The organism is Alteriqipengyuania sp., assembly GCF_964222115.1.
Classification (GTDB): Bacteria; Pseudomonadota; Alphaproteobacteria; order Sphingomonadales; family Sphingomonadaceae; genus Alteriqipengyuania.
Window position 1 is genome coordinate 22,525 of sequence record NZ_CAXQBM010000052.1, and the last position, 25,106, is coordinate 47,630.

A 25,106-nucleotide genomic window follows, 5' to 3' on the forward strand; every position below is an offset into this window, starting at 1 on the left:
TAGGTTCGCAATCAGGACCGATTGGACAGTATGCCGAGCTTTGCCAGACCGAGCATGGCAAGCAGGCCCTTGCGCTCCGTATCTCTCACCCGACCCGCACCACCCGATTTGAGCACCGTGCGGCGGAACAGCGTTGCGCCGACCTTCACGAAGATCGCCACCCACAGCACCTGCCATGCCAGCGCGGCGAGATGCCACCAGAGCACCCCGTCCTGCGCTGCACGCGCCAGCATCATATAGGGGCTCGACAGCGGGAAGATGGCCGCTGCCACTTCCAGCGGCGAACCGGGTTTGGACAGCGCGTACATCGCCAGGAAAAAGATGCCCAGGTTCAGGATGGTGGCGGGCAGGCTGATCGTCTGCACTTCGCGCACGGTGGGGGCCATGGACCCGATGGTGATGAACACCGATCCGATCAACAGGTAGGACATCGAGAAATAGGTCACGAACAGCGCGAAGAACATCGGCCAGCCGACCGCAGGTGGCGGGATCGGTGGCAGCGCGCTCGCGCCAAAGTACAGGATCGCGCCTGCGGCCGTGCCCCACACGGTCAGCCCGACCAGGCTGACGCCGAGCATCGCGAACAGCTTGCCTACGAACACCGCATCCATCGGGATCGCGGCGGCGAGGATTTCGATGATCTTGTTGCCCTTCTCCTCCACGAGGTTGGAGAGGATCATGCCTGCGAGAAACATGGTCAGCATGAACAATACGAGGATGCCGGCACGCGCCGTCGCATCGCGGGCGGTCTGCCGGTTGATGATGCCACCGTCTGTGATGCTCGTCCGAATGCCAGCCTGCGGGATCGCTTCGCCCCGGGCGGCGCCGACCATCATGGCGATCTCGCCTTCCCACCGCTCGACATCCTCTTTCGGGCCGGTCAGCAACGGATTGTCGAGCGTGCCGGTGAGGACGGCGAACAGGTTGCGGTCTTCGTCGTCGAGCAGGGCAGCCGGATCGTCGCGGGAGGCTTCTTCGATCAGCAGAATATCGGGCATGCCGACCAAGGGATCCAGCGCTTCGTTCGCCTGCTTCACGGCGGCATTGTCCTGCGCGGACATGGCAATGCCCAGCGCGGGGTTGTTGATGCCGCTGGCAGCCATTCCCCCGATCATCCCTCCCCCGGCCGAGATCGCGAGGAAGAACAGCGGGCCGATCAGGAACAGCAGGAAGACCTTGCTGAACACGATGGCGGTGAAATCGCGCCGCGCGATGACGAAGGCGGCATTCCAGAGCGAAAGACGTGCGGACCGGCTCATTAGGCGATCTCCCCTTCATCGCTTTCCATCGCTTTGGCTGCTGCCTCGCCCGCGATCTGGACGAAGGCATCGTGCAGCCCCGCGCGCTCGATCGAGAGCGAGCGGATGCCGGCATGGCCTTCGATCAGAGAGCGCAGAAGCGGCTCGATTCCCGTATCGGGCACTTCGAACACCCACGCCGCGCCATCCCGGTGCGCGCTAACGGGCAGCGCATCGCGCCACGGGCCGTCCTCGTTCTCCGTCTCCAGCCGCACCTGCGGCGGCAGCCGGTCGCGTGCGACCTCCACCGATCCGGCATAGGGCACCTGCCCGCCCGCAATGATCGCGACATCGCTGCACAGGCGTTCTGCATGGTGGATCACGTGGGTGGAGAAGATCACTGTCGTGCCCTCCGCCGCCAGCTGCCGGATAAGGCCTTCCAACTTGCCCTGGTTGATCGCGTCGAGGCCCGAAAAGGGCTCGTCCAGGATCACCAGGTCGGGCTTGTGCACCAGCGTGCCGAGCAGCTGCACGGTCTGCGCCATGCCCTTGGAGAGTTCCTTGATCTTCTTGTCGACCGCGTGGCCCAGCCCGTATTCTTCCATCAGCTGTGCGCCGCGCATGCGCCCTTCCGCCTGCGACAATCCGCGCAAGCTGCCCATGAAGGCAATCGCGTCGGTCGCCTTCATCGCCGGGTACAGCCCGCGCTCTTCGGGCAGGTAGCCGATCCGCCGCGCGATCCGTTGCGGGCGATCTTCGCCGAAGATGCGGCGCACGCCCTCGTCCGGGTCGATAATGCCCAGAATCATGCGCAAGGTCGTGGTCTTGCCCGCGCCATTGGGGCCTAGGATACCGTAGATCGCGCCGCGCGGAACGGAGAGGTCGACCCCGTTCACCGCCAGCGTATCGCCGAAGCGTTTCACGAGGCCGCGCGCCTCGATTGCCAGTTCGGTGGAAGCGACTGAAGTGTCGCCCGATTTGTCGCCATGCGGCGCTTGGTCTAGCAGGTCGGTCATCGGTGCACGAGGGTGCCGTGGCCCGCGCGAAGGAGCAAGCCCGAGCATGAGCGTTGCGGGTGAAATCGACCAACTGCAAAGCGATCTCGTCGAGCGGGCACGCGAACTCGGTTTTGCCAGCGTGGGCTTTGCCGATGCTGCCGACGATCCGCGCATGGCCGAGCGGCTGACCGCATGGCTGGAGGCGGGATACCATGGCACGATGGGGTGGATAGAGCGCGATCCTGCGGTGCGCAGCGGCCCACAGTCCATGTGGCCCGAGGCGCGCAGCGTGATCGCGCTGGGGGCGAGTTATGCTCCCGCGCACGATCCGCTGGACGCGGCCGAGCCTGCCGATCGCGCGCGCATATCGGTTTACGCGCAGGGCGAGGATTATCACGACAAGCTGAAAAAGGCGCTCAAGGCTCTCGCCCGCTGGTTGGTGGCTGAGGCGGAAAAGCGCGGGCTGGGCGAGACGCGGTTGAAGCTGTTCGTCGACACTGCGCCGGTCATGGAAAAGCCTCTGGCGGAGCGCGCAGGCCTCGGCTGGCAGGGCAAGCACACCAACCTCGTGAGCATGGAGCATGGCAGCTGGCTGTTCCTCGGCGCGGTGTACACCACGTTGCCCTTCGTGCCCGACGGCCCGCACGAAGACCGCTGCGGATCGTGCCGCGCGTGCCAGGATGCGTGCCCCACCAATGCCTTCCCGCAGGCCTACCGCCTCGATGCGCGGCGCTGCATCTCCTATCTCACGATCGAGCATGACGGGCCGATCCCGGAAGAATTCCGCGAGGCCATCGGCAACCGGATTTACGGGTGCGACGATTGCCTTGCCGTGTGCCCGTGGAACAAGTTTGCCGCCAGTGCAGCGGCAAACCGCGCCTTCCTGCCACGTGCCGAGCTGGCGCGGCCGCGGCTGGCCGATTTCCTGCAGCTCGACGATGCGAGCTTTCGTGCATTGTTCAGCAAGTCCCCGATCAAGCGGATCGGACGCAACAGGTTCGTCCGCAATTGCCTGATCGCGGCGGGCAATAGCGGCGAGGCGGGGTTGCTGGCGCGGGTCGAGCCCTTGCTTGCCGACCCCGATCCGGTGGTAGCCGAGGCTGCTGCATGGGCGCGCTCAAGACTTATCTAGGACCGTTCGCATCGAGCGAAGTCGAGATGCGTCGCGCCAACGTGTCTCGACTTCGCTCGACACGAACGGAGCGGGGTCACAGCAAACTCTTCAGCGCCACTTCCGGATCGGCAAGCGCGTCGCGGTCGGGCTCGCTGCGCGCCTCGATCAGCCGCCGTCCCTGCGCATAGTCGCGGGTCATGTTGACGCAGTCGAGCGCCGCCACGCGTCCTTCGCGCAGGTATACGATGGAGAAGCTGCGGCTGTCCGGATCGCCTCTAACGACAACCTCGTCATCCTCGGTCGAGAAGCCGACCGTTTGCAGGCGCAGGTCGTACTGGTTCGACCAGAACCAGGGGATCGTATTGTAGGGCTCGCGCTCACCGGTGATGTGCTTGGCGACCGTGTTGGCCATGTCGGTTGCGTTCTGCACCGATTCCAGCCGAATCACGGCATTGTCGGCATAAGGGTTGGCATGCGCCGCGCAGTCGCCGATCGCATAGGTATCGTCGAGGCTGGTGCGGCACAGCTCGTCCACGTCGACCCCGTTGGTGCCCGCCGCGCCTGCTGCCAGCAGCGGGCCGACCGCCGGCACGATGCCGATGCCCACGATCACCAGATCGGCCTCGATCTCGCCGCCATCGGCGAGCGATACGGCGCGAACCTGCCCGTCTTCATCGCCCAGCAGCGCGTCGACCTCATGGCCCAGCAACAGATCGACACCCTGCCTGCGATGTTCCGCTTCGTAAAAGCCGGACAGGGCCTCTCCTGTGACCCTGCTCAAGACCCGGTCGAGCCGTTCGATGACGGTAACCGGCAGGCCGAGTGAGCGGAACACGGCCGCGGCCTCCAGCCCGATATATCCGCCGCCGATCACCGCGACCCGCTTCACCCCGCCGTCCAGCTGCGCGCGTATGCGGTCGACATCGCCCAGCGTGCGGATCGAGTGGACACCGTTCAGGTCCGCCCCGGAACAGGGGAGCCTGCGCGGGTCGCCGCCTGCCGCCCAGATCAGCGAGTGGTAATCGATCCGGCTGCCATCGCTCAGCTCGGCGCTGCGCAGTTGCGGCGCGATCGCCACCACCGGGGTGCGGGTGCGAATTTCGACCTTGCGATCCGACCAGAAGCTTTCGGGCCGGATGTACATTTTCTCCAGCGGCCGCGCTCCGGCGAGGTAATCCTTGGAAAGCGGCGGGCGCTCGTAAGGCTGGTATCCCTCGCGCGTGGCGATCACGATCCGGCCTTCGAAGCCGCGTTGCCTCAGCGCCAGCGCAGCCTGCGCGCCGCCGTGGCCACCCCCCACGATCAGGACATCAGCAAAACTCATTGGCCAGGCCTCATCGCGATTTCCCTATCGCGCAAGCAGGTTGCGCGCCTGGCTGGCGATCTGCGCCAGCGTGGCGGGTGAGACGGGGTTCTGCGCCTGCGCCCGGCGGACCATTGCGCGGAACTGCTTCACAGCCGGTTCGTGCGCCGCAACCCACTCGCCGACCTTGGCGCAAGGCTCGCACGATCCGCCGCCCTGCTCGCATACACGGCGCAGGAATACGAGCCGCATCTGCTGGAAATCGCGGGCGAGCCCGGCGACCAGCAGGCGATCCCAGACATCGGAGGGGGACATCAGCGCTGCCGTGCCCTGCGCCCAGTCGAGCCCCAGCTTGCTGCCCAAGTCGGTGAATGCCTTTGCCATGCTGCGCGGTTCGATCGCGAGATCGCTGGAGAGGCTGGCAATGCCGATCCCGCCATCCAGATCGAACAGGTGCGCGACCTGTGCGGCGATGTCTGCCGGGGCGCCTGCCTTGGCGAACTCGGCACGCATGCGGGCGGAACGCTGCCGCGTTTCGGAGCCCAGCAGATCGACCGTGCTCTCTTTCAGGGCGTCGAGCGCGGGACGCAGTTCGGCGACGATTTCGCTCGGCGGCGTGCTGCCGCAAACGCGGATCGCATCGGCCATCTGGATGCGCATCGCGGTGGCCACCCGGTCGAACAGTTTCAGCCTGATCTTCTCGGGCATCTCGCTGGCATCCAGCTCGTTCCAGATATTCTGGATGTCGAGCAGGCGGTCTGCCGCGACAAAGGCACTGGCCACTTCGTGTAGGCCCACGCCTTCCTCTTCGGCCAGTTCGAACGGGTGGACCATGCCCATCCGGTTGACGATCCGGTTGGCCAGATCGGTCGCGATGATCTCGTTGCGAAGGCGGTGCTGCTCGATCTGTTCGGCATATTTCTCGCGCAGCGGAGCCGGGAAATAGTGGAACAGCGTGCTTTCCAGCGTCGGGTCGCGCGTCAGCCCGCTTGCCTCGATGGCATCCTGCAAGGTCAGCTTGCTGCTCGAAAGCAGCACGGCCAGTTCGGGCCGGGTCAGCCCGATGCCTTCGCCCGCGCGGCGCGTGAAGGTCTCGTTGTCGCCGATCCCTTCGGTTCGCCGATCGAGCATGCCTGCTTCTTCCAGCGTCTCGATCAGGCGGACGGTCGATGCGGTGGCCGCATCGCCGCCCTGCTCGGCAATGGAGATGGCGAGCGCCTGCAGCCGGTTATCTTCCAGCACGATCTCGGCGACTTCGTCCGTCATCGAGGCGAGGAGCGTGTTGCGCTCTTCCTCGGTCAGCAGGTCGCCTCGCCGGGCTGCGGCCAGCGCGATCTTGATATTGACCTCGTTGTCCGAGCAGTCGACACCTGCCGAGTTGTCGATGAAATCGGTGTTGAGCCGCCCGCCATTAAGGGCGAACTCGATCCGTCCGGCCTGTGTCAGGCCCAGATTGGCGCCTTCGCCGATTACCTTGACGCGCAAGTCCTCGCCATTGACGCGCAGCGCGTCGTTAGCGGGATCGCCGACCTGGATATTATTCTCCCGCTCGGCCTTCACATAGGTGCCGATACCGCCGAACCACAGCAGGTCGGCCGGGGCCTTGAGCACGGCCGAGATGAGCGTTTCGGGATCGACGGTGTCCTGGTCAAAGCCCAGCGCATTGCGCGCTTCCTTGGACAGCGAGATGGATTTTTCGGTGCGCGGGAAAACCCCGCCACCCTTCGAAATGAGCTTCTTGTCGTAATCGTCCCAGCTCGAACGCGGCAGGTCGAACAGGCGCTTGCGCTCCTCCCAGCTTTTCGCCGGATCGGGATCGGGATCGATGAAGATGTGCCGGTGGTCGAACGCGGCGACCAGCCTGATCGCCTTGGACAGCAGCATGCCGTTGCCGAACACGTCGCCCGACATGTCGCCGCAGCCCACCACCTTGGTCGGCTGGGTCTGCACGTCCACGCCCATTTCGCGGAAGTGCCGCTGGACGGACACCCACGCGCCGCGCGCGGTGATGCCCATGGCCTTGTGGTCGTAGCCATTGCTGCCGCCGCTGGCGAAGGCATCGTCGAGCCAGAAGTCCTCGCTCTCGGCAATGGCGTTGGCCACGTCGGAGAAGCTGGCCGTGCCCTTGTCCGCGGCAACCACGAAATAGGGATCCGGGTTGTCGAGGATGCGCACGCCTTCGGGGTGGACCACGTTGTCGTCCACGATGTTGTCGGTGATCGACAGCAGGCTGCGGATGAAGACCTGGTAGCTCGCCTTGCCTTCGGCAAACCATGCATCGCGGTCCAGCGCGGGATCGGGCAACTGCTTGGGATAGAAGCCGCCCTTGGCGCCGGTCGGCACGATGACGGCGTTCTTGACGCGCTGCGCCTTCATCAGGCCGAGCACTTCGGTGCGAAAGTCGTCGCGCCGGTCGGACCAGCGCAGGCCGCCGCGCGCGACCGGGCCGGAGCGCAGGTGGATGCCTTCCACCCGCCGCGAATAGACGAAGATCTCGCGGAACGGGATCGGCTTGGGCAGGCCGGGAACCAGCGAGGACTCGAACTTGTACGACAGCGCAATGTCGGGATTCAGGGCGAAGGCGTTGGTGCGCAACATCGCCTCGATGACGCTGCGATAGAGCCGCAGCAGCCGGTCGTCGTTGATCGCGGCGACCTGCTGCAGCCCGTTCTTGATCGCATCCTGCGCGTCTTGCTCTGCCCGGTCCCGGTCGCCCTCGAAGGCGGGATCGTGCCGCGCCACGAACAGGTCGATCAACCCGCGGGTCACCTGCGGCGCGCGGGCCAGCGCATCGACCACGGTGTAGATGGTGAAGCCCATCCCGGTCTGGCGCAGGTAGCGATAGATCGAGCGCAGCCACTCCGCCTCGCGCGCGTCGAGCCCCACCTGCAGCACCAGCCGGTTGAAACTGTCATCCTCGGCATGCCCGTTCAGCACGCCTGCAATCGCGCTCTCGATCTCGGGCGCGCGTTCCAGCAGGTCCTCCGGTTCCACCCCTGGGCCAAGGTCGCAATGGAAATCGTGGATCGTGCCGAGCGTGCCCTCGGCCAGCGGCGCGGGGATTTCACTGATCGTCTTGAGACCGAAATTCTCCAGCGCGGGCACCGCTTCGGACAGTGCGAGGTTGCCCTCGTGCTGGTAGATCTTCAGCCGCAGGTTGCCGCCATGCTCGGACTCGGTATGCCGCAGGCGTACATCCCGCTGAGCGCGCTCCGCATCCCCGTCGTGCGAATGGCTGGCGAGTTCGCGCATCCGCAGGATGTCGAGCGATGCCTCGCCCGCACCGTTCGATGCGCGGTAAAAGGCCGGGAAATTGTCGGCATAGCGACGCGCCAGCGTGGAGGCGAGGTCCGCATCGACCTGCTTGCCAAGCTCTGTCTCGACCGCCTCGTGCCACACGCGCAGCATTTCCTGCACGCGGGTTTCCAGGTCTTCCTCGCTATAGCGGGTGCGGCTTTCGCGAAAATCCAGCACGAAGCGCAGCAGGGCGAGCGCCCCGCCTTCGATCTCGAGGCTCCAGTCGAGCAGGGTCGAGCCGGTGCTTTCTTCCAGCAGCCCCTGGATCTGGCGGCGCACTTCGGTCGACATGGTATCGCGCGGCAGCCAGACGAAGGCGAACAGGTGCCGCGCTAGCGGCGCTTCGACCAGCGCAAGGCGCGGGCGCGGCCGGTCGGTCAGGCTCATCGTTGTGGTCGCGACCCGACGCACGTCTTCGTCGCGGAAACCGATCACCAGATCGTGCGGCAGCGCGGTGAGCGCGTGGACCAGCGCCTTGCCCGCGTGCCCGTTGGGATCGAAATCCAGTTCGTCCATCAGTTCGGTCAGCTGGCGCCGCAGGCGCGGCACGGCATAAGGATCGGTGGCGAGCGCGGCACTGGTCCAGATGCCTGCGTGGACCGAGATGGCCACGGTGTTCCCCGCCTCGTCCTTGCGGGGGACGAGGAACAGGTCGAGCGGGACGCGCCGGTGGACGTTGGAAACGCGGTTGGCCTTGACGATCAGGGGCATGCGCGCGTGCGCGTTTTCGGGATTGTCGAACCACGCAAAGGCGCGATCGTAGGATTGCTCGGCCAGAATCTGGCGCGCGCTCGACCGGCAGATGCCCAGCGCGTTCTCTTCGGTGCCATCGCGGTGACGCACGAGATGGCCCAGCTGCGTCAGCATGCCGCCGCTCAGCCATTCGAGCAGGGCTGCCCCTTCCTTGTCGGCCAGCGCATGGCCATCGGCCTGCATCGCCCTGCGCATCGCAGGCCAGTCGGTCACCGCCATGCGCACGTCGGCCAAGGTCGTGCGCAGTTCCTGCTCCAGCTCATCGCGAGCAGCGGGTTCTGCATGCTCGGTTTCGAGATAGATCATCGACTCGCGGGCCGCGTCGCTGTCTTTCCCCGGCAGGCCCTTCAACTGGCCCTCGTCGTCGCGCACGACGCGCACGACCGGGTGGACGAGGCGATCGATAGCAAGTCCGAAATCGGCGATCTGGGCCGACACCGAATCGACCAGGAACGGCATGTCCTCGTTGATCAGTGCGATCCGCAGCTTGCGGCGGCCAGTATCGCTTTCCCGGATCGCGATCCTCGGCTCGCCATCGGGCCGGTGACTGGCGGTATCGAGGACCAGCGAGGCAGCGTCTTCCAGTTCGCCCTTGTCGAAGGGCTGGTCGACCGGAAGCAGCGACTCGCGGATGCGCGTGGTCAGCTGTGCGAGCAATTCGGCTTCGGACTGATTTTGGCCGCCTGCCATATAGATCCTGTCTCCCTTCGGCGCCGTTACGGCAACGCCTCGTTACCCCGCGCCGTTAGAAGGTCGCGCAGGCCGCTGCAAGGATGACGGCACCGATCATGAGACGGGTTGCAGCGCCACCACGGCGGCGAGCAGCCGTTCGATGTCTTCCGGGCGCGAAAGACGGTGATCGCCGTCTTTCGTCAACTGGATCAGCACGTTCGGCGAGACGAGGCTTTCGCCCAGCCGCATGCTGATGTTCCACGGCACGTCCGCATCCGCCTGCCCGTGCAGCAGGGTGACCGGGCAGCCTATGGCGATGGGGGAGCCGAGCAGCCGGTTTTCCTGCGCATCGGCCCAGAAAGCGGCGTGCGTCGGCGTGGGCTCCGGCCCGTAGGGATTGTCTTCGAACAGCGTTTCCCCGCGCCCGAGCACGGCCTTTTGCTCAGGCGTATAGCCCCAGTCCGTAAAATCGGGAGCGCTGGCGATGCCGATCATCCCGGCCAGCCTGCTCCCCAGCTCCAGCGCGACCAGCAGCATCAGCCAGCCGCCCATCGACGATCCGATCAGAAGCACGGGACCATCGACCTTCGCTTCGATCAGCGCGAGCACTTCGTCCCGCCAGCGCGACAGCGTGCCATCGGCGAACTCGCCATCGGATTCTCCGCAGCCCGAATAGTCGAGTAGCAGGCAGGCGCGCCCGTTATCCTGCGCCCAGTCGAACAGCGCGGTCGCTTTCGATCCGGCCATGTCGGACATGTAACCGGGCAGGAACACGATTGTCGTCGCTCCGTCGGCCTTCGCAGCGTGGCGAAAGGCGATCCGGCGTCCGTCGGGCATTGCGAAATAATCGGTCATCGCGAGAAGGGTTAGGTTGCGCGGCAAGCCAAGTCCACGGGCGTGCGATTTTCCTACTTCTCGCCCACACGCTATGCCATGCGGGATGATCGCCATGACCTCTTCGCGCGCCTGCACTTCTGCCGTTTTCGGTGGGTTTTGCGGGAGGTCGCTTTTTCGCTCCATAATACTGTGTCAGGTGTGTCAGGGATCGTGTGATTTGCAGCGTCGCAGTTCTTTCACGGACACGGTATAGGCATTGGCTATGTCGAACCTCCTCGCGCCGCCGCCCGCCACCGAAACCCGCAACCGCTCTGCGCTCAGTCTCGATCGGCGAACGCTGCTGGCCGGGGGCGCATTGGGGGCAGGGCTTGCGGCCATGCCCCTGTCGGCGCAAATCGGCGCGAAGGGCTTCACCCACGGCGTCGCGAGCGGCGAACCGAGCCATGACGGCATTTTGCTGTGGACGCGCTATGTCGCCGCCAGCGAGGCGAAGCTGGCTTGGCAGATGAGCGACAGCGCCGAATTCACCCGCGTGGTGGCAGAAGGCGAGACGATCGCCTCGCCCGAACGGGACTGGTGCGTGAAGGCCGAGGTCGCCGGGCTCGAACCCCATACCTGGTACTATTACCGGTTCATGGCTCCCGATGGCACGAACTCCGTCATTGGCCGTACGCGCACGCTGCCGCAGGGGCCGACCAGCCGGTTTCGGATGGGCGTGTTCTCATGCTCGAACTACAATTGGGGCTATTTCAACGCCTATGCGCACGCGGCGGAGGCGAACGATCTCGACCTGTTGCTGCACTTGGGCGACTATTACTACGAGCATGGTGTCGGTACCTATCCCGATATCGACGGCATCGCACCGGGCCGGGTGCTGCATCCGCAAAGCGAAATCGTGCAATTGGCCGATTATCGGGCGCGCCATGCCACCTACCGGTCGGACCCGGACCTGCAGCGCCTGACCCAGCTCTATCCCATGATCCTCATTCCCGACGATCACGAGACTGCGAATGACAGCTGGCAGGGCGGCGCGGAGAACCACCAGCCCGAAACAGAAGGCACGTGGGATGCACGCACACGGGCCTCGCTGCGCGCTTACCGCGAATGGCTGCCGGTGTCGGACGACCCGTGGAAGGCGTACCAGGTGGGTGACCTCGCCACGCTGTTCCGGCTCGAAACACGGCTGACCGCGCGATCGGAGCAGCTCGATATTGCGACAGTGCTGGCGGGCAAATCCACTCCGGACGAGATGATGGCCGCGCTCGCTGCCTTCCGTGATGGCGCTTGGGCCGATCCCTCGCGCCAGCTGATGGGCGCGGCGCAGGAAGCATGGCTTGCCGATGGGCTCAAGGCTTCGACGCGCGGCGGAACGCGCTGGCAGGTGCTGGTCCAGCAGGTGCTGATGGGTAACCTCAACACGCCCACCGCGCTGGCGGGTGCCTTGCCCGCGAACACGCCGGAGGCACTGCGCCAGCGACTGACGGCAAGCGCCATGGCCTCGTCGGTCGGCATTCCGTTCAACATGGATGCGTGGGACGGCTATCCTGCCGCGCGTAAGCGGGTGTTCGATGCCGCGCTTGCCGCCAATGCCAACCTGATCGCGCTCGCAGGCGATACGCATAATGGCTGGGCATTCGACCTTGCGCAGGATGGCGCAAATGTGGGTGTCGAGTTCGGCGTGTGCTCGGTCACCTCGCCGGGTTTCGAAAGCTACCTCTCGCAGGTGCCGCCAGCCCTGCTGGAGCGCGCACTGGTCGATGCCAATCCGCAGCTGCAATGGGCGGATACCTCGCAGCGAGGCTACATGGCGCTCGAACTCACGCCCTCGGCCGCAAGCTGCGAGTGGCGTTTCGTTTCGGGGATTCGTCAGCGCAGCCCAGCGCTGGCCGGGACTCACACGATGGCGAGCGCGCTGGGTTCGGGCGCGCTCGCCACGGGGTAGGTCCTAGTCGGTCAGGAAGGCGCCAAGCGCGGCGTTCATCGCGTCCGGCTGGTCGAGCATGATGAAGTGCCGCGCGCCCTGGACGGGCACGAAGGTGACATCGGGCGCGTCGGCATACTGGACCGGGTAGATGCCCTTCGCCATCTGTGCGGTAACGGCAGGCGGATCGACCGGGTAAAGCATCGTCACCGGCACCTTGAGATCGCCCAGGCGCGGGCGCAGGTCGGTCGTCATGATGTCGTACATCAGGTTGCCGCCCACTCTCAGGTCGGCACTGGCGCTGTACTGGTCGACCTTGCACTGCGCTTCCGGGGTCTTGGCCATGCCCTGCGCCTGCATGGAGGGCGCGTCGCAATCGGGCGGCGGCAGGTCCATCGCGGCCTGCGCAACCATCATGGAGCGCATCTGGGCCGCCTGGGGCCTGGCCGCTTCGATCGTCTCCATTCCCATCAGGACGGAGAAGAAGGGCAGCGAATCGACGATCATGATCTCGTCGACGAGTTCGGGCCGGTCGAGCGCGAGGTTGAGTGCGGTGAACCCGCCCATCGAGTGGCCGATCACCTTTGCATCGGTCAGCCCGTTGGCCTCGATATAGGCTGCGATCCCGTGCACGAGGTGGGGCAGCACCGGGCCTTCGCTGTTCGCGCCAGCGTCAGTGCCGCCGAAGCCGTTCACCTGCACCAGGTGGACCCGGTAGCCTGCCCTGGTCAGCGTCTCGATCTGACCGTCCCACACGCTGCGCGGAGAGAGCAGGCCGGGGATCAGGATCGCATCGTGCGAGCCCTCGCCCACCATCTCGACGCTGAAGCGTGCAGGTGCCTGGGTATGGGCAACGGCAGCAGGTTGGGCTTCGTTGAGGGCGAGAGCGGCAATGGGAGTGGTTATGGCGGCGAGCGCTGCGGCAGTGACAAGCAGGGTTTTCATGGGATCAATCCTGTTCGCGAGAGAAGATGTCCTCGATCGCGAGGCCGAAGACCTCGGCGATCTGGAAGGCGAGGGGGAGCGAGGGGTCGTAGCGGCCGGTCTCGATCGCATTGACGCTCTGGCGGCTGACGCCCAGTTCGTCGGCAAGGGCCTGCTGGCTCCAGTTGCGCTCGGCGCGCAGGACCTTGAGCCTATTCTTCATCGGACTGTCCGCCGCGCAGACCCATGCTCTGCATGGCCTGCCCCACGCCCATGCCAACCGCCCAGATGGGCACCGACCACCAGCCAGGGACATGCGGCACCAGTTCGAAAGTCTCCAGGAATCCCCAGAAGCTGCCGATGGCGAGCACGAAGCCCAGCCCGACCAGCGATGCCATGATCGCACGGTGGCGCTGGTACTCGTCCTGCTCTTCGACGATGTAGCGGCCCATGACGTAGATCATTCCGAAGATCGGGACGATCGGCAGCATCGCGAGGAACCACGTCAGGCCGACCGACGGATCGAGATTGCGCCACGTCCAGATCGCGATCCCAAGGCCCAGCATGTAGGCGATCGAGGTCGCCAGGATGCCGAGCGTGTAGCGTTTTGCCGCCCGGCTTGCGTTGGACGAACACGTACCGGAGCGCGCGCGCATGGAAGAGCGCACGAAGACGAACATCAGCGCGAGCGGGACCAGTGCCAGCAGCAGCGAGGTGGTCGAGTTGATCGCCCCGGCCGATTTCAGGCCAAGGATCGCCGCCGCCGTACCGATCATCAGACCGCCCCACAGGCCGGGGCGGCCGGATTGCGTAGCCGCGCGGTTCACGACTTGGCCCTCCGGCAGCGTGCGCCATTGCTGGCCGCCATGAAGGGCAGGGTGAGGATCGCGGCGAATGTCGCCCAGTCGGGCAGCATATCGACGATGTTGAGCAGGGCGACCGAGATGACCACCGAGCCCCAGATGTAGGGAGAGATTTTGGGCATGTGACAAGCTTCCTTTCTTCTATGGAAAGCACACTTGTCACATCCTTGGGACGTTGTCAACTACCCTTTCCATAAGTGAAAGCGCCCTTGTCACATATCTCACTGGACCTTGCGGGTTTGGGGCCTATATTCGCCGCATGGCTCACAGCATCGCCACGACTACGTCCACCACGACCTCGGGAAACCGGGGGCGGATGGTCGTGTCCTGACACGCGATCGTCGCCACCCGGGTTCGGGTGGCGATGCGCCGGCTTCCCCGAACCTGCACCAGTCTGGCGGCGCAACGGGAAAGCAGGAATGCGCTACTACATAGACACCGAATTCAACGGCACCGGCGGGCAGCTGCTCAGCATGGCGCTGGTGCGCGAGGATGGAGCGTCCTTCTACGAGGTGCTCCACGCGCACGAGTTGATCGTGCCATGGGTGAGCGAGCACGTTGTGCCGCACTTCGATCAGGAGCCGGTCGACCGCATGCGCGCGGTCAAGAAGCTGCAGAAGTTCCTGCGCAAGGATTCCGGTCCGCATGTCCTCATTGCCGACTGGCCCGAGGATCTGGTGCATTTCAACACCATGCTGCTGCGCGGACACGGCAAGCGGAACGACCCTTTCCAGTATGCCTGCCTGCTGTTGCACCTGCCCGGCTTCGACACTGCGAGCGCCAGCGAGGTACCTCACAACGCCCTTGCCGATGCCCGCGCGCTGGCCGAATTTGTCGAAGCCAACCTGGCCGGGAAGGCAGATAGCATGGTCGAAGAAGACCTCGCGCTGGTCAGAAACGCTTGCGGCCTCGGCCCACTTGCCTAGGGAAGCGCCCCGAAGGCATAGCCCCTGTCAGATTTACGCTTACGGAATTTCGAGCCCATGACCGAATTGCTCAAGATCAGCCTGCCCGATGGATCGGTGCGCGAGATGGAACCGGGATCGAGCCCGGCCGATGTCGCCGCCGCGATCGGCCCCGGCCTCGCCAAGGCCGCGCTCGCCGCGCGCGTGAACGGAGAGCTGCGCGATATAAACCGCCCCTTCGAATGCGACAGCGAACTGGCGCTGGTCACCTCGCGCGACGAGGAAGATGCGCTGGAACTCGCGCGCCACGATTTCGCGCATGTGCTGGCGGAAGCGGTGCAGAGCCTGTGGCCCGGCACGCAGATCACCTTCGGTCCGGCGACCGACGACGGCTTTTACTACGATGTGAAGGCGCCCGACAGCCGCGACCCCTTCAGCATGGACGACCTGCCCGCAATCGAGGAAGAGATGCGGCGGATAATCAGGGCGGACAAACCGCTCAAGCGCGAGGTCTGGAGCCGCCAGCAGCTGATCGACAAGTGGGAAGCCGAGGGCGAGACCTTCAAGGCCGAATGGGCGCGCGAACTGCCCGAGAATGAAGAGCTGACGGTCTACTGGAGCGGTGAGGACTGGCTCGACATGTGTCGCGGACCGCACCTTGCCTCCACCGGCAAGCTCGACCCGCAGGCGTTCAAGCTCATGCGCGTGGCGGGTGCTTACTGGCGCGGCGACCAGAAGAATGCGCAGCTGACGCGTATCTACGGCACCGGCTGGCTCAACAAGAAGCAGCTCAACGCGCACCTGTTGCGGCTGGAAGAGGCGGCCAAGCGCGATCACCGCAAGCTGGGCCGCGAGATGGACCTGTTCCACTTGCAGGAAGAGGCGCACGGTTCGGTCTTCTGGCACCCCAAGGGCTATCGCATCTGGCGCGAGTTGGAAGCCTATATGCGCCGCAAGATGGACGGTGCGGGTTATCGCGAGATCAAGACACCGCAGCTGATGGACGTGCGCCAGTGGGCGCAGTCCGGCCACTGGGGCAAGTACGCGGAGAACATGTTCGCGGTGCCCGACATCGTGCCAGATGTCGAAGCGGAAGAAGGCGTGGCGGCACCCAAGGTCGCCCCCGATGCCGACTGGATGGCAATGAAGCCGATGAACTGCCCGGCGCACGTGCTCGTCTTCAAGCAGGGCATCACCTCCTATCGCGACCTGCCAATCCGGCTGGGCGAGATGGGTTGCTGCCACCGCAACGAGCCGCACGGCGCGCTCCACGGGCTGATGCGCGTGCGCCAGTTCACGCAGGACGATGCGCACATCTTCTGCACCGAGGCGCAGGTGGTCGAGGAGGTCCGCGCCTTCTGCAAGCTGGCGGACAGCGTCTACAAGGACTTCGGCTTTACCTACGAGATCAAGCTGGCGCTGCGGCCAGAAAAGCGGCTCGGCTCGGATGCCGACTGGGATCGCGCCGAGCAGGAACTGCGCGATGCGGTCGACGAAGCCGGCATGATGAACGAGGAGTTCGGCTGGGAGGAACTGCCCGGCGAAGGCGCGTTCTACGCGCCCAAGCTGGAATGGCATCTGACCGATGCCATCGGACGCACCTGGCAGGTCGGTACGATCCAGGGCGACCGCGTGCTGCCCGAGCGGCTCGATGCGAGTTATATCGGCGAAGATGGCGAGAAGCACCGCCCGGTGATGCTCCACCGCGCGATCTTCGGTTCCTATGAGCGCTTCATCGGTATCCTGATCGAACATTTCGCGGGCCGCTTGCCCGTATGGCTCGCTCCGGTGCAGGCCGTCGTCGCCACAATCGTTTCCGAAGCGGACGATTATGCGAAGGAAGCAGTCGCGAAGCTGGAGGCAGCGGGCATCCGCGTGACCAGCGATCTGCGGAACGAGAAGATCAACTACAAGGTGCGCGAGCACTCGCTGGCCAAGGTCCCGCACCTGCTTGTGGTGGGCAAGCGCGAGGCCGAGGAAGGCACGGTCGCAGTGCGAACGCTGGGCGAGAAGGACCAGCGCGTGATGAGCCTCGATGAGGCGATTATGATGCTCACCGGCGCCGCCACCCCGCCTGATCTGCGATGATCGTTCGCAAAGGTCGCCCTGAGGATGGCTCACGTGTGGTTGCCATCTGGCGTGCCGCCGTTGACGCGACGCATGGCTTCCTTGCGCCGGAAGATCGATCAGCAATCGACGCGCAAGTAAGGGAGTTCCTGCCGCAATCTCCCATGTGGATTGCCGAGTGCGAAGGAACGGCTACCGGCTTCATGGTGATGGATGGCGAGATGATCGAAGCGCTGTTCGTCGATCCTGATCGCCATGGGGAAGGCATCGGCACGATGCTTGTACGGCACGCCCTTGCGATCGAGCTCAATGCGCGCGCCGACGCCAACGAGCAGGCAGACAATGCTGCACCATTCTATCGTGCTCTCGGCTTCGAACAGATAGGACGCTCGCCTTTGGATCGGGAAGGTCGTCCATACCCATTGTTACACTTCCGCCATCCAGGTTCGAACTGAGATAAAATGGAACTGTTCGCCGGTTTCACCCTTCTCCAGCTAGCCGTCGCGCTGGCGACGGGGCTGGTTGCCAGCTTCGTGCGCGGGCTGGCGGGGTTCGGCTTGGCCATCATCCTCGTCCCCGTGCTCGCGCTCGCGCTCAGCCCGGTGGAAGCGGTGCTGACCACCAACGTCGTCGCGCTGCTGATCGGCGGAACCGAGTTGCCGCGCCTGCTGCGCGAGGCAGAGAAAAGCGCGTGGACGATCATCGGCCTGGTGTTCCTGACTACCTTGCCCGGCCTGATGCTGCTCGCGGCAACACCGCCCGACCTCGCCCGCCTGCTGATCGCGCTGGTGGCACTCTCCGCCTTTGCGGCCATGCTGTTTCCCGTACGCGAGCCAGAGCAGCCCGGCCTGGTGACAACAGGCCTCACCGGCGCTGCCAGCGGCCTCCTGACCGGCTTTGCGGGCATGCCCGGGCCACCGGTCGTGCCCTACTATGTCGGGCGGGCGATCCCGCGGCAGATGGCCAAGAGCTCGATGATCCTGATCTTCACCTTCGCCGCGATGATCGGGATCGGTTCGGGGATTGCGATAGGCGAAATGCACTGGCGGCTTGCGCTGCTCGGCGCGATGCTGCTGCCGGTGGTCATCTTCGGGACATGGCTAGGGCGCAAGGCGGACGGTCGCGTATCCGACCGCACGTGGCGGATCTTCGTCGGGCTGGTGCTGGGTGCGGCCGCGTTGGCGGCGCTGGTCAAGCTGCTCTGAGCGGGCTCACGCGAAGGGCAGGAAGCGCTCGGCCACGATCAGGGCGATAGCGCAGCTGCTCACGATGATCGTGCGCGCAACGGTGAGCGAATCGGTCTGGCGGGCACGGGCTAGCGCTTTGGACATGGCGGCAGTTTCCGCCGCGCAGGTAAAGAAATCCCTACCGGAAGACTGGCATCTGCATGCTGGCGCAGTGGAAACCGCCGCCGCCCGCCAGCACGCTCATCATCGGCAGGCCCACTGCGCTGCGCGTAGGGAACAGCGCATCGATAGCAGCCACCGCGTCCGCGTCCTGCGGCACGCCGAAGGTCGGCACCGCGACAATGGAGTTGGCGATCAGGAAATTGGCGTAGCTCGCGGGCTCCACCCAGTCGCGGCGCGTAACGAGGCCGGGTGAGGGGATCGGCGCGACGGAGAGGCCTGCGGCTTCCAGTCGTGCCCTCGCATCGACATAGACCGCCGCGTTGGGATCGCTTGCTCCGGCTGGCTCAGCCAGCGCGACAGTATCCTTCGAAACGAACCGCGCAAGATTGTCGATATGACCATCGGTATGATCGTTGAGCAATCCGTCACCCAGCCAAACCACACGGGTCAGGCCGAGATCACCGGCAAGCCGTGCTTCTATGTCCGCCCGGCTCAAGCCGGGATTGCGGTTAGGGTTTAGCAGGCATTGCTCGGTCGTGAGCACCATGCCTTGGCCATTGGTGTCGATGGCGCCGCCTTCGAGCACCCAGTCGGGCCGGTCGAGTGGGACTCCCGCCTCGCGCGCCAGTTGGGGGCCGATAGTCTTGTCCCCCGGCATGACATACTTGCCGCCCCAACCGTTGAAGCCGGGACGACAGGCGGCTCGCGCGCCATTGCGTTCGACCATGATCGGGCCGGTGTCGCGCAGCCAGATATCGCCGTATGCGCGCCGTTCGAGGGTGACTGCGGCTGAAACCAGCGCCTTCGCCCGCTTCTCGTTTGCCGCATCGCGTACCAGCAGCCGCACTTCCTGCCCGCTTTCCGCGACAGCATTCGCAAACCCGGCGATTTCCTCTTGGGCTTGCGGCAATGCCGCGCCCCACTCGGCGGGATCGTGCGGAAAGCCGATCCACAGCCACTCCTGCGGCGCCCATTCGGGCGGCAGCCGCACCATTGCCTCGCTCATAGCGCGCCTGCCTTACCTTGCGATCAGCAACCCTTGTTGGTTGCCGCGCAGCTTTCGTCGCGAATGCCGCGGAATTCGTCGCCATCGACCCAGTTGGGCCAGCTGGAGGACATCGCCATCATCCGCCCGAGACGGTAGTAGAGCTGCAGGTCGGCCATCACGCCGGACCAGTCCCACTCCTCGTCGAATTCGTCCTTCGGCCCGTGATAGCGGTTCTCGCGATAATCGGCGGACACGGCCTCGCCCGCTTCGCGGCCGCCCTCGATCAGGTCTTCGCCGCCATCGATATAGAGCATCGGCACGCCCTGCTTGGCGAAGGCAAAGTGATCCGAACGGTAGTAATAGCCTGCTTCGGGTGTGGGGTTAGGGGTAGCAACCCGACCATCGGCATCCAGCGCCGCAGCAAGGAATTCGTCGAGCTGCGATTTGCCGGGCCCTACAACCGTCACATCGCGCGCGGGCCCTGCGATCAGGAAAGCATCCATGTTCACCCCGCCAACCGTCTGCGCGAGCGGGAAGACGGGGTTGGAGGCATAATAGTAAGAGCCGAGCAGACCCTGCTCTTCGGCAGTGACCGCCAGGAAGACCAGGCTGCGATCCGCCGCGCCCGCCTTTGCGTGGGCTTCGGCCAGCGCGACCAGCGCGGCAGTGCCCGTCGCGTTGTCGACCGCGCCGTTGCAGATGTCGTCGCCATCATCGGCGGGGGTGCAACGGCCAAGGTGGTCCCAGTGCGCGGTGTGGATCACGTATTCGTCGGGCCGCTTGGCACCCGGCAGGATACCGATGACGTTCTGCGAAACGTACTCGCGGCTTTCATTGGTGAAGCTGGTGGAGGTCTTCAGGCCCAGCGAGACGGGTTTGAACCCTTCCTTCTTCGCCGCGTCCTTCAGCTCTGCAAGATCCTGCCCCGCAGCTTCGAAAATCTGCTCGGCCACCGAATCCTGGATCCAGCCGTTCATCTTCGTCGGTGTGGGCGCGTCATCGCCGCGCTGGGCATAGGCTTGCGGGCCCGACCAGCTGCTCTCGACCACATTCCACCCATAGGAAGCAGGCTCGGTCTCGTGGATGATGAGCGCGGCGGCGGCGCCCTGTCGGGCCGCTTCCTCATATTTGTAGGTCCACCGGCCATAATATGTCATCGCCTTGCCGCCGAACGGCCCTTCGAGCGATTCCGTACCGAAATCGGGATCATTGACGAGGATGACCGCGGTCTTCCCCTTCATGTCCACGCCTTCGTAGTCGTTCCAGTCCTTCTCCGGCGCATTGATACCGTAGCCCACGAAAACGAGTTCGCTGTTGGTGAGTTTAGTCTGCGCATCTTCGCGATAGCTCACGCCAACCCAGTCGTCGCCGTAATCGAACGCCATTCCGTTGGACTTGCCGCCGGTGATCGACAGCGGGGCGAAATCGCTCCCGGTGATCTCGACCAGCGGGACATCCTGCGTCCACGAACCGTTATTGCCCGGTTCGAGCCCGGCTTCTTCGAACCGCTTCTTGAGCAGCTCGACCGTCATCTCGCCGCCTTCGGTGCCCGGCATGCGACCGTCGTATTCGTCGCTCGACAATTCGCGCGTCAGGTCGACCATCGTGTCTTGCGAGATATCGCCATCGGCGACCTCGGGTATATCGAGCTCTGCTTCGTCACCACTGCCCGAAAGCACGGCGGCGTCGCAGGCGGCAAGGCTGAAGGCAAGGGCGGCCACGGCAAGAATGCGTTTCATGGCTTGGAAATCTCCCGGATTTTCGATTGGTTCCGCTTCTTGCAAACCAGAAACAGGAGAGCAAGCGAGCGCTTGCCCGCAGGCTGCCGGACGGGCAGGGCGCTGTCATGGCAGGCGATTGGCACAATGCAATGGTGCGCGCGCGAGAGAACGCGCCGTTCCTGGCGCGCGGGCTCGATCGGCTGCCCGAACTCGCCGAATTGCTGGCTGCGGGCGATGCCGAGGCTGCTTTCGCCTATTGTGCTGCGGCGGGCGAGGGTGCGGGCCCGGCGGTTGCCATGCGGCGGGAGCGTTTGGCGCTGGCGCTGACGCTGGCGATCGGCGATCTGGCCGACGTATTCACGCTCGACGAGGTCATGGAGCGGCTGTCTGCCTTTGCCGATCGCTCGCTGGATCGCGCAATCCACGAGGCTGCCCGTGCGCGTACCGATGCCGACACGGTCGATGGGTTCTTCGCGCTCGCATTGGGGAAGCACGGAGCGAGTGAGCTCAACTACAGTTCGGATATCGACCCGATCCTGCTGTTCGACCCGCAGGTTCTCGCGTCGACGGAACGTCACAGTGCGGCGGAGACCGCGCAGCGAATGGCACGTGATATCCTGCGCCTGCTGGCGGACCATACGGAGGAAGGATACGTCTTCCGCGTCGACCTGCGCCTGCGTCCGGCGGCAGAGGTCGCTCCGCTGGCCGTATCGATAAATGCTGCGGCATCGCATTACGAAAGCGCCGCCCTGGCGTGGGAGCGGGCAGCCTTCATCCGGGCGCGATCGGCTGCGGGCGATGTCGAACGCGGAGAGCGCTTCCTCGCCAGCATTCGCCCATTCGTGTGGCGCCGGAGCGTCGATTTCGGGGCGATCGACGAGATCGCCCAGCTGCGCGTGCGGATTCGCGAGGCCTATAGCGGCACTCCGCAACTCGGCCCCGGATTCGACCTGAAGCGTGGTCGTGGCGGCATTCGCGAGATCGAGTTCTTCGCACAGACGCACCAGCTGATTCATGGGGGGCGCGATTTGCGCCTGCGCACAAGCGATACGCGCGCGGCGTTGATGGCGCTTGCCCGCGCGGGGCTGGTGGAAGAGGAAACCGCGACACAGCTTGCAACCGCTTATACCCGGCTGCGCACGGTCGAACACCGTATCCAGATGCTGGAAGACCGGCAAACGCACGCCATCCCCGATGGCGACGCGCTGGAACGGCTGGCGCGGCTGGACGGCATCGAAGACGGCACCTCATTGCTGGCCGATCTGGAGCCGCACCTCTCAGTAGTAGCCGAAGCGTTCGATCGCTTGCTCCAATCGACTGAAACCGGCGCGGCGGATGCGCGTCCGGTGGGCGAGCTGGTCGCTGCGAGTGCTCTGGCGGATGAAGCCGATCTGGCGGAACGATTCGCGGGGTGGTTCGACGGTCGCTACCGGTCGCTCCGCAGCACCGATGCGCAAGGTGCGTTCCGCCGCATCCTGCCCGCGCTGCTCGATGCACTTTCTCAGTCTGCGGAACCTTCGCGGGCGGTCGTTCGCCTGGAACGACTGCTGGAAGCCCTGCCGAGCGGGATTAACCTGTTCCGCTTGCTGGAGGCGCGGCCCGGCCTACTGGAGCAGTTGCTTGCGATCATCACGCTTGCCCCGCCGCTGGCTGCCGATCTTGCCCGCCGTCCAGCGCTGTTCGATGCCCTGATCGACCGTTCGGCCCACGACCTCCCCGAAGGCGTGCCCGAATTGCAGCGCGCCATGATGCGCGCAGAACCGCTGGGCAATTACGAGGCGCTGCTCGATCGCATCCGGGTGGTGACGGGCGAGCAGCGCTTTGCCCTTGGCGTGCAGCTGATCAGCGGAACGCACGATCCGCTCGATATTGCCCGCGGGTTCGCGACCGTGGCCGAAGCCGCCTTGCAAGCGGCATTGGCGGGGACGGTGGCCGAGTTCGAGAAGGCGCATGGCCGGATCGAGGGCAGCGAGATGGTCATCCTTGGCCTCGGGCGGCTGGGCGGGGAGGCGCTGACCCATGCGTCCGACCTCGATATCATCTACCTCTTCACCGGCGATCACGGGGCGGAGAGCGACGGGGAGCGGCCGCTGAGCGCTACCCGATACTATAATCGCCTCGCCCAGCGGGTGGGCGCGGCGCTCAGCGTGCCGACCGCCGAAGGGCCGCTCTACGATGTCGACACGAGGCTGCGGCCGCAGGGCGCGCAGGGCCCGCTCGCGGTGAGCGTGGAGAGTTTCGCGCGCTACCAGCGCGAATCGGCATGGACGTGGGAACATATGGCGTTGGCGCGCGCACGTGTGGTCGCGGGTTCCTATGCGGCGCGCGCCGATGTGGACGACATCATCCGCGAGGTGCTGTGCATTGCGCGCGATCCTGCCACCCTGCGCGAAGACGTGCTGAAGATGCGCGCCGAGATGGCGAGCCATAAACCCGCCAAGGGCCCGCTGGACGTGAAGCTGATGCGTGGCGGGCTGGTGGATATCGAGTTCATCCTCCACTTCATCCAGCTGCGCGACAATGTCGCGCTCGATCCGCGCCTCTCAAGAGTGTGCGAGACGCTCGTGCATACCGGTACGCTGCCGGAGGAATTCGCCCGGGCGCATGATTTCCTGACGCGGCTGATCGTCGGCGCGCGGTTATTGGCACCCGATCTCACAGTGCCTTCGGGCGCTGCGGGTGAAGCGCTGGCACGGGCGTGCGGCTGCGAGGATATGGACGCACTCTTGCGACATGTCATGAAGGCACGCCAAGAGGTCGCGCGAGTATGGCGGGAATTGTTCGAACAGGAACTGGAGTTGGAAGAATGAGCGTGAGCGAAGGGGACACGATGCCCGATATCGCGATGGTGCGGCACGATTGCGAAGAGGTGAAGCCATCCGACTACCGCGGGCAAAAGCTGGTGCTGTTCTTCTATCCGAAGGACAATACACCGGGCTGCACCACCGAAGCGAAGGACTTTTCGGCGCTCAAACCGGAATTCGAGAAGGCCGGTTGCGCGCTGCTCGGCATCAGCAAGGATTCTTCCAAGAAGCACCAGAACTTCATCGCCAAGCACGATCTGACCGTCGATCTGGCCACCGACGCGGAAGAGGGCGGCTTATCCGATACGCTCGGCGTGTGGGCCGAGAAGACGATGTACGGCAAGACCTTCATGGGGATGGTGCGCTCCACCTACTTGCTGGACGCCGAAGGCAAGATCGCGCGTATCTGGCCCAAGGTGAAGGTGAACGGTCACGCTGAAGAGGTGCTCGCAGCCGCCAGGGACCTGTGAGCACTTCCCACCAGCAAACGCTTGGGCGGGCGATTCGCGATGCCCTGCTGATCGGGCCCGCGCGGGCGAAGGTTTTCGCGGCGCGCCAGGTCGCCCGCGACTGGAGGCTCGGCCGGCTGGCGCATGAATTCGACGTAGCCATGCCCGATGCACCGGCCCGCCCTGCGCGGCCCGAACTGTTGCCCCCGGCCAAGATGCCCAAGCGCGGCAAGGGTGGCACGCTGAAGGGACGGATCGCGCTATGGCATTCGCTGGCCCATATCGAATTCGTCGCGATCGACCTGGCGCTCGACATGGTTGGCCGCTTCGGGGCGCAGATGCCGCGTACCTTCGCCGACGATTTCCTGAGCGTCGCAGCGGACGAGGCGATGCATTTCGCGCTGCTGGAGCGGAAACTGGCCGCCTACGGCATGCGCTACGGGTCGCTTCCCGCGCACGCGGGCCTGTGGCAGTCGGCCCATGCTACACGTCACGACGTCGCTGCGCGGCTGGCCGTCGTGCCGATGGTGCTGGAGGCACGCGGTCTCGATGTGACGCCTGCCATGCTGGAGAGGGTGCGCGCACAGGGGGATGAAACGGGCGCGCGCATCCTGTCGCGTATCCTGGAGGACGAGATTCGCCATGTCGCGCTGGGCACGAAGCACTTCGTCGCATGCTGTGAATCGGACGGAATCGACCCGCCAGAACGCTGGCAGACCCTTGTTAACCAACATTTTCGAGGAACAATTAAGCCGCCATTCAACGACTCAGCGCGTTACGCAGCCGGTTTATCGCGAGACTACTACGGCGCTCTTGCCGGATTAACCTGAGCCCGGATAACCCCACAACACACGAAGACGGGAAGGGTTCCCGTCGTGATCGAGGGGTCTCGGCGTTTCATTC

20 protein-coding genes are annotated in these 25,106 nt (G+C 65.1%); 9 read left to right on the forward strand and 11 right to left on the reverse strand.

Going from position 1 to position 25,106, the window contains the following annotated elements:
• Window positions 1-11: 11 nt before the first annotated feature.
• Together ACEQXE_RS08175 and ACEQXE_RS08180 are read right to left on the reverse strand one after the other, a co-directional pair.
• Entirely contained in the window at window positions 12-1,259 is a 1,248-nt protein-coding gene (locus ACEQXE_RS08175; RefSeq protein ID WP_370178394.1) for an ABC transporter permease, read from the reverse strand.
• Window positions 1,259-2,254, reverse strand: a complete 996-nt coding sequence (locus tag ACEQXE_RS08180) for an ABC transporter ATP-binding protein (RefSeq protein ID WP_370178395.1) — start codon at window positions 2,252-2,254, stop codon at window positions 1,259-1,261. The genes ACEQXE_RS08175 and ACEQXE_RS08180 overlap by 1 nt, the downstream gene beginning before the upstream one ends.
• 46 nt (window positions 2,255-2,300) lie before the next feature.
• Here ACEQXE_RS08180 and queG point away from each other — a divergent pair, with 46 nt between their 5' ends.
• The gene (gene queG / locus ACEQXE_RS08185) at window positions 2,301-3,368 is read left to right on the forward strand and encodes a tRNA epoxyqueuosine(34) reductase QueG (protein WP_370178396.1); all 1,068 of its coding nucleotides are present in this window, start codon (window positions 2,301-2,303) and stop codon (window positions 3,366-3,368) included.
• Between the two features lie 76 nt (window positions 3,369-3,444).
• On the opposite strand, the gene ACEQXE_RS08190 is transcribed toward queG, so the two are convergent.
• The 3 genes from ACEQXE_RS08190 to ACEQXE_RS08200 all read right to left on the reverse strand — a co-directional run bounded on the left by ACEQXE_RS08190 (window position 3,445) and on the right by ACEQXE_RS08200 (window position 10,230).
• The gene (locus tag ACEQXE_RS08190) at window positions 3,445-4,674 is read right to left on the reverse strand and encodes an NAD(P)/FAD-dependent oxidoreductase (RefSeq protein WP_370178397.1); all 1,230 of its coding nucleotides are present in this window, start codon (window positions 4,672-4,674) and stop codon (window positions 3,445-3,447) included.
• A gap of 24 nt (window positions 4,675-4,698) precedes the next feature.
• Window positions 4,699-9,393, reverse strand: coding sequence for an NAD-glutamate dehydrogenase (locus tag ACEQXE_RS08195; protein WP_370178398.1), 4,695 nt, complete (start codon window positions 9,391-9,393; stop codon window positions 4,699-4,701).
• Window positions 9,394-9,489: 96 nt separating this feature from the next.
• Window positions 9,490-10,230, reverse strand: coding sequence for an alpha/beta hydrolase (locus tag ACEQXE_RS08200; RefSeq protein ID WP_370178399.1), 741 nt, complete (start codon window positions 10,228-10,230; stop codon window positions 9,490-9,492).
• Window positions 10,231-10,474: 244 nt separating this feature from the next.
• Here ACEQXE_RS08200 and ACEQXE_RS08205 point away from each other — a divergent pair, with 244 nt between their 5' ends.
• Window positions 10,475-12,154 carry an alkaline phosphatase gene (locus tag ACEQXE_RS08205; RefSeq protein ID WP_370178400.1) on the forward strand — a complete coding sequence of 560 codons (1,680 nt, stop codon included), beginning with the start codon at window positions 10,475-10,477 and terminating at the stop codon, window positions 12,152-12,154.
• A 3-nt stretch (window positions 12,155-12,157) separates the two neighbouring features.
• Here the strand turns inward: ACEQXE_RS08205 and ACEQXE_RS08210 are convergent, their stop codons facing one another.
• Genes ACEQXE_RS08210 through ACEQXE_RS08225 form a run of 4 tightly spaced genes read right to left on the reverse strand, consistent with a single transcriptional unit; the run spans window position 12,158 to window position 14,042 of the window.
• Window positions 12,158-13,078: an alpha/beta fold hydrolase gene (locus ACEQXE_RS08210; protein ID WP_370178401.1), complete on the reverse strand. Its 921-nt coding sequence runs from the start codon at window positions 13,076-13,078 to the stop codon at window positions 12,158-12,160.
• Between the two features lie 4 nt (window positions 13,079-13,082).
• Window positions 13,083-13,280, reverse strand: coding sequence for a helix-turn-helix transcriptional regulator (locus ACEQXE_RS08215; protein ID WP_370178402.1), 198 nt, complete (start codon window positions 13,278-13,280; stop codon window positions 13,083-13,085).
• A complete protein-coding gene (locus ACEQXE_RS08220; RefSeq protein ID WP_370178403.1) occupies window positions 13,270-13,884 on the reverse strand; it encodes a hypothetical protein in 615 nt (204 codons plus the stop codon). The genes ACEQXE_RS08215 and ACEQXE_RS08220 overlap by 11 nt, the downstream gene beginning before the upstream one ends.
• Window positions 13,881-14,042: a hypothetical protein gene (locus ACEQXE_RS08225; protein ID WP_370178404.1), complete on the reverse strand. Its 162-nt coding sequence runs from the start codon at window positions 14,040-14,042 to the stop codon at window positions 13,881-13,883. Before ACEQXE_RS08225 ends, ACEQXE_RS08220 begins: the two co-directional genes overlap by 4 nt.
• Before the next feature lie 297 nt (window positions 14,043-14,339).
• Here ACEQXE_RS08225 and ACEQXE_RS08230 point away from each other — a divergent pair, with 297 nt between their 5' ends.
• Genes ACEQXE_RS08230 through ACEQXE_RS08245 form a run of 4 tightly spaced genes read left to right on the forward strand, consistent with a single transcriptional unit; the run spans window position 14,340 to window position 18,097 of the window.
• Window positions 14,340-14,846, forward strand: coding sequence for a hypothetical protein (locus ACEQXE_RS08230; protein WP_370178405.1), 507 nt, complete (start codon window positions 14,340-14,342; stop codon window positions 14,844-14,846).
• A gap of 57 nt (window positions 14,847-14,903) precedes the next feature.
• Window positions 14,904-16,913, forward strand: coding sequence for a threonine--tRNA ligase (gene thrS / locus ACEQXE_RS08235; protein WP_370178406.1), 2,010 nt, complete (start codon window positions 14,904-14,906; stop codon window positions 16,911-16,913).
• A complete protein-coding gene (locus ACEQXE_RS08240; protein WP_370178407.1) occupies window positions 16,910-17,347 on the forward strand; it encodes an acetyltransferase in 438 nt (145 codons plus the stop codon). The genes thrS and ACEQXE_RS08240 overlap by 4 nt, the downstream gene beginning before the upstream one ends.
• Before the next feature lie 6 nt (window positions 17,348-17,353).
• On the forward strand, window positions 17,354-18,097 hold the full coding sequence (locus tag ACEQXE_RS08245; protein ID WP_370178408.1) for a sulfite exporter TauE/SafE family protein: 744 nt from the start codon (window positions 17,354-17,356) through the stop codon (window positions 18,095-18,097).
• A 160-nt stretch (window positions 18,098-18,257) separates the two neighbouring features.
• Here ACEQXE_RS08245 and ACEQXE_RS08250 read toward each other — a convergent pair whose 3' ends face one another.
• Window positions 18,258-19,247 (reverse strand): agmatine deiminase family protein, encoded by a 990-nt coding sequence (locus ACEQXE_RS08250; protein ID WP_370178409.1) that lies wholly within the window; start codon window positions 19,245-19,247, stop codon window positions 18,258-18,260.
• A gap of 23 nt (window positions 19,248-19,270) precedes the next feature.
• Entirely contained in the window at window positions 19,271-20,968 is a 1,698-nt protein-coding gene (locus tag ACEQXE_RS08255; protein WP_370178410.1) for a M28 family metallopeptidase, read from the reverse strand.
• Between the two features lie 107 nt (window positions 20,969-21,075).
• Here ACEQXE_RS08255 and ACEQXE_RS08260 point away from each other — a divergent pair, with 107 nt between their 5' ends.
• The 3 genes from ACEQXE_RS08260 to ACEQXE_RS08270 are packed head-to-tail and all read left to right on the forward strand — an operon-like array spanning window position 21,076 to window position 25,033.
• The gene (locus tag ACEQXE_RS08260) at window positions 21,076-23,760 is read left to right on the forward strand and encodes a bifunctional [glutamine synthetase] adenylyltransferase/[glutamine synthetase]-adenylyl-L-tyrosine phosphorylase (RefSeq protein WP_370178411.1); all 2,685 of its coding nucleotides are present in this window, start codon (window positions 21,076-21,078) and stop codon (window positions 23,758-23,760) included.
• Window positions 23,757-24,224: a peroxiredoxin gene (locus ACEQXE_RS08265; RefSeq protein ID WP_370178412.1), complete on the forward strand. Its 468-nt coding sequence runs from the start codon at window positions 23,757-23,759 to the stop codon at window positions 24,222-24,224. The genes ACEQXE_RS08260 and ACEQXE_RS08265 overlap by 4 nt, the downstream gene beginning before the upstream one ends.
• Entirely contained in the window at window positions 24,221-25,033 is an 813-nt protein-coding gene (locus tag ACEQXE_RS08270; RefSeq protein ID WP_370178413.1) for a ferritin-like domain-containing protein, read from the forward strand. The genes ACEQXE_RS08265 and ACEQXE_RS08270 overlap by 4 nt, the downstream gene beginning before the upstream one ends.
• Window positions 25,034-25,106: the final 73 nt, after the last annotated feature.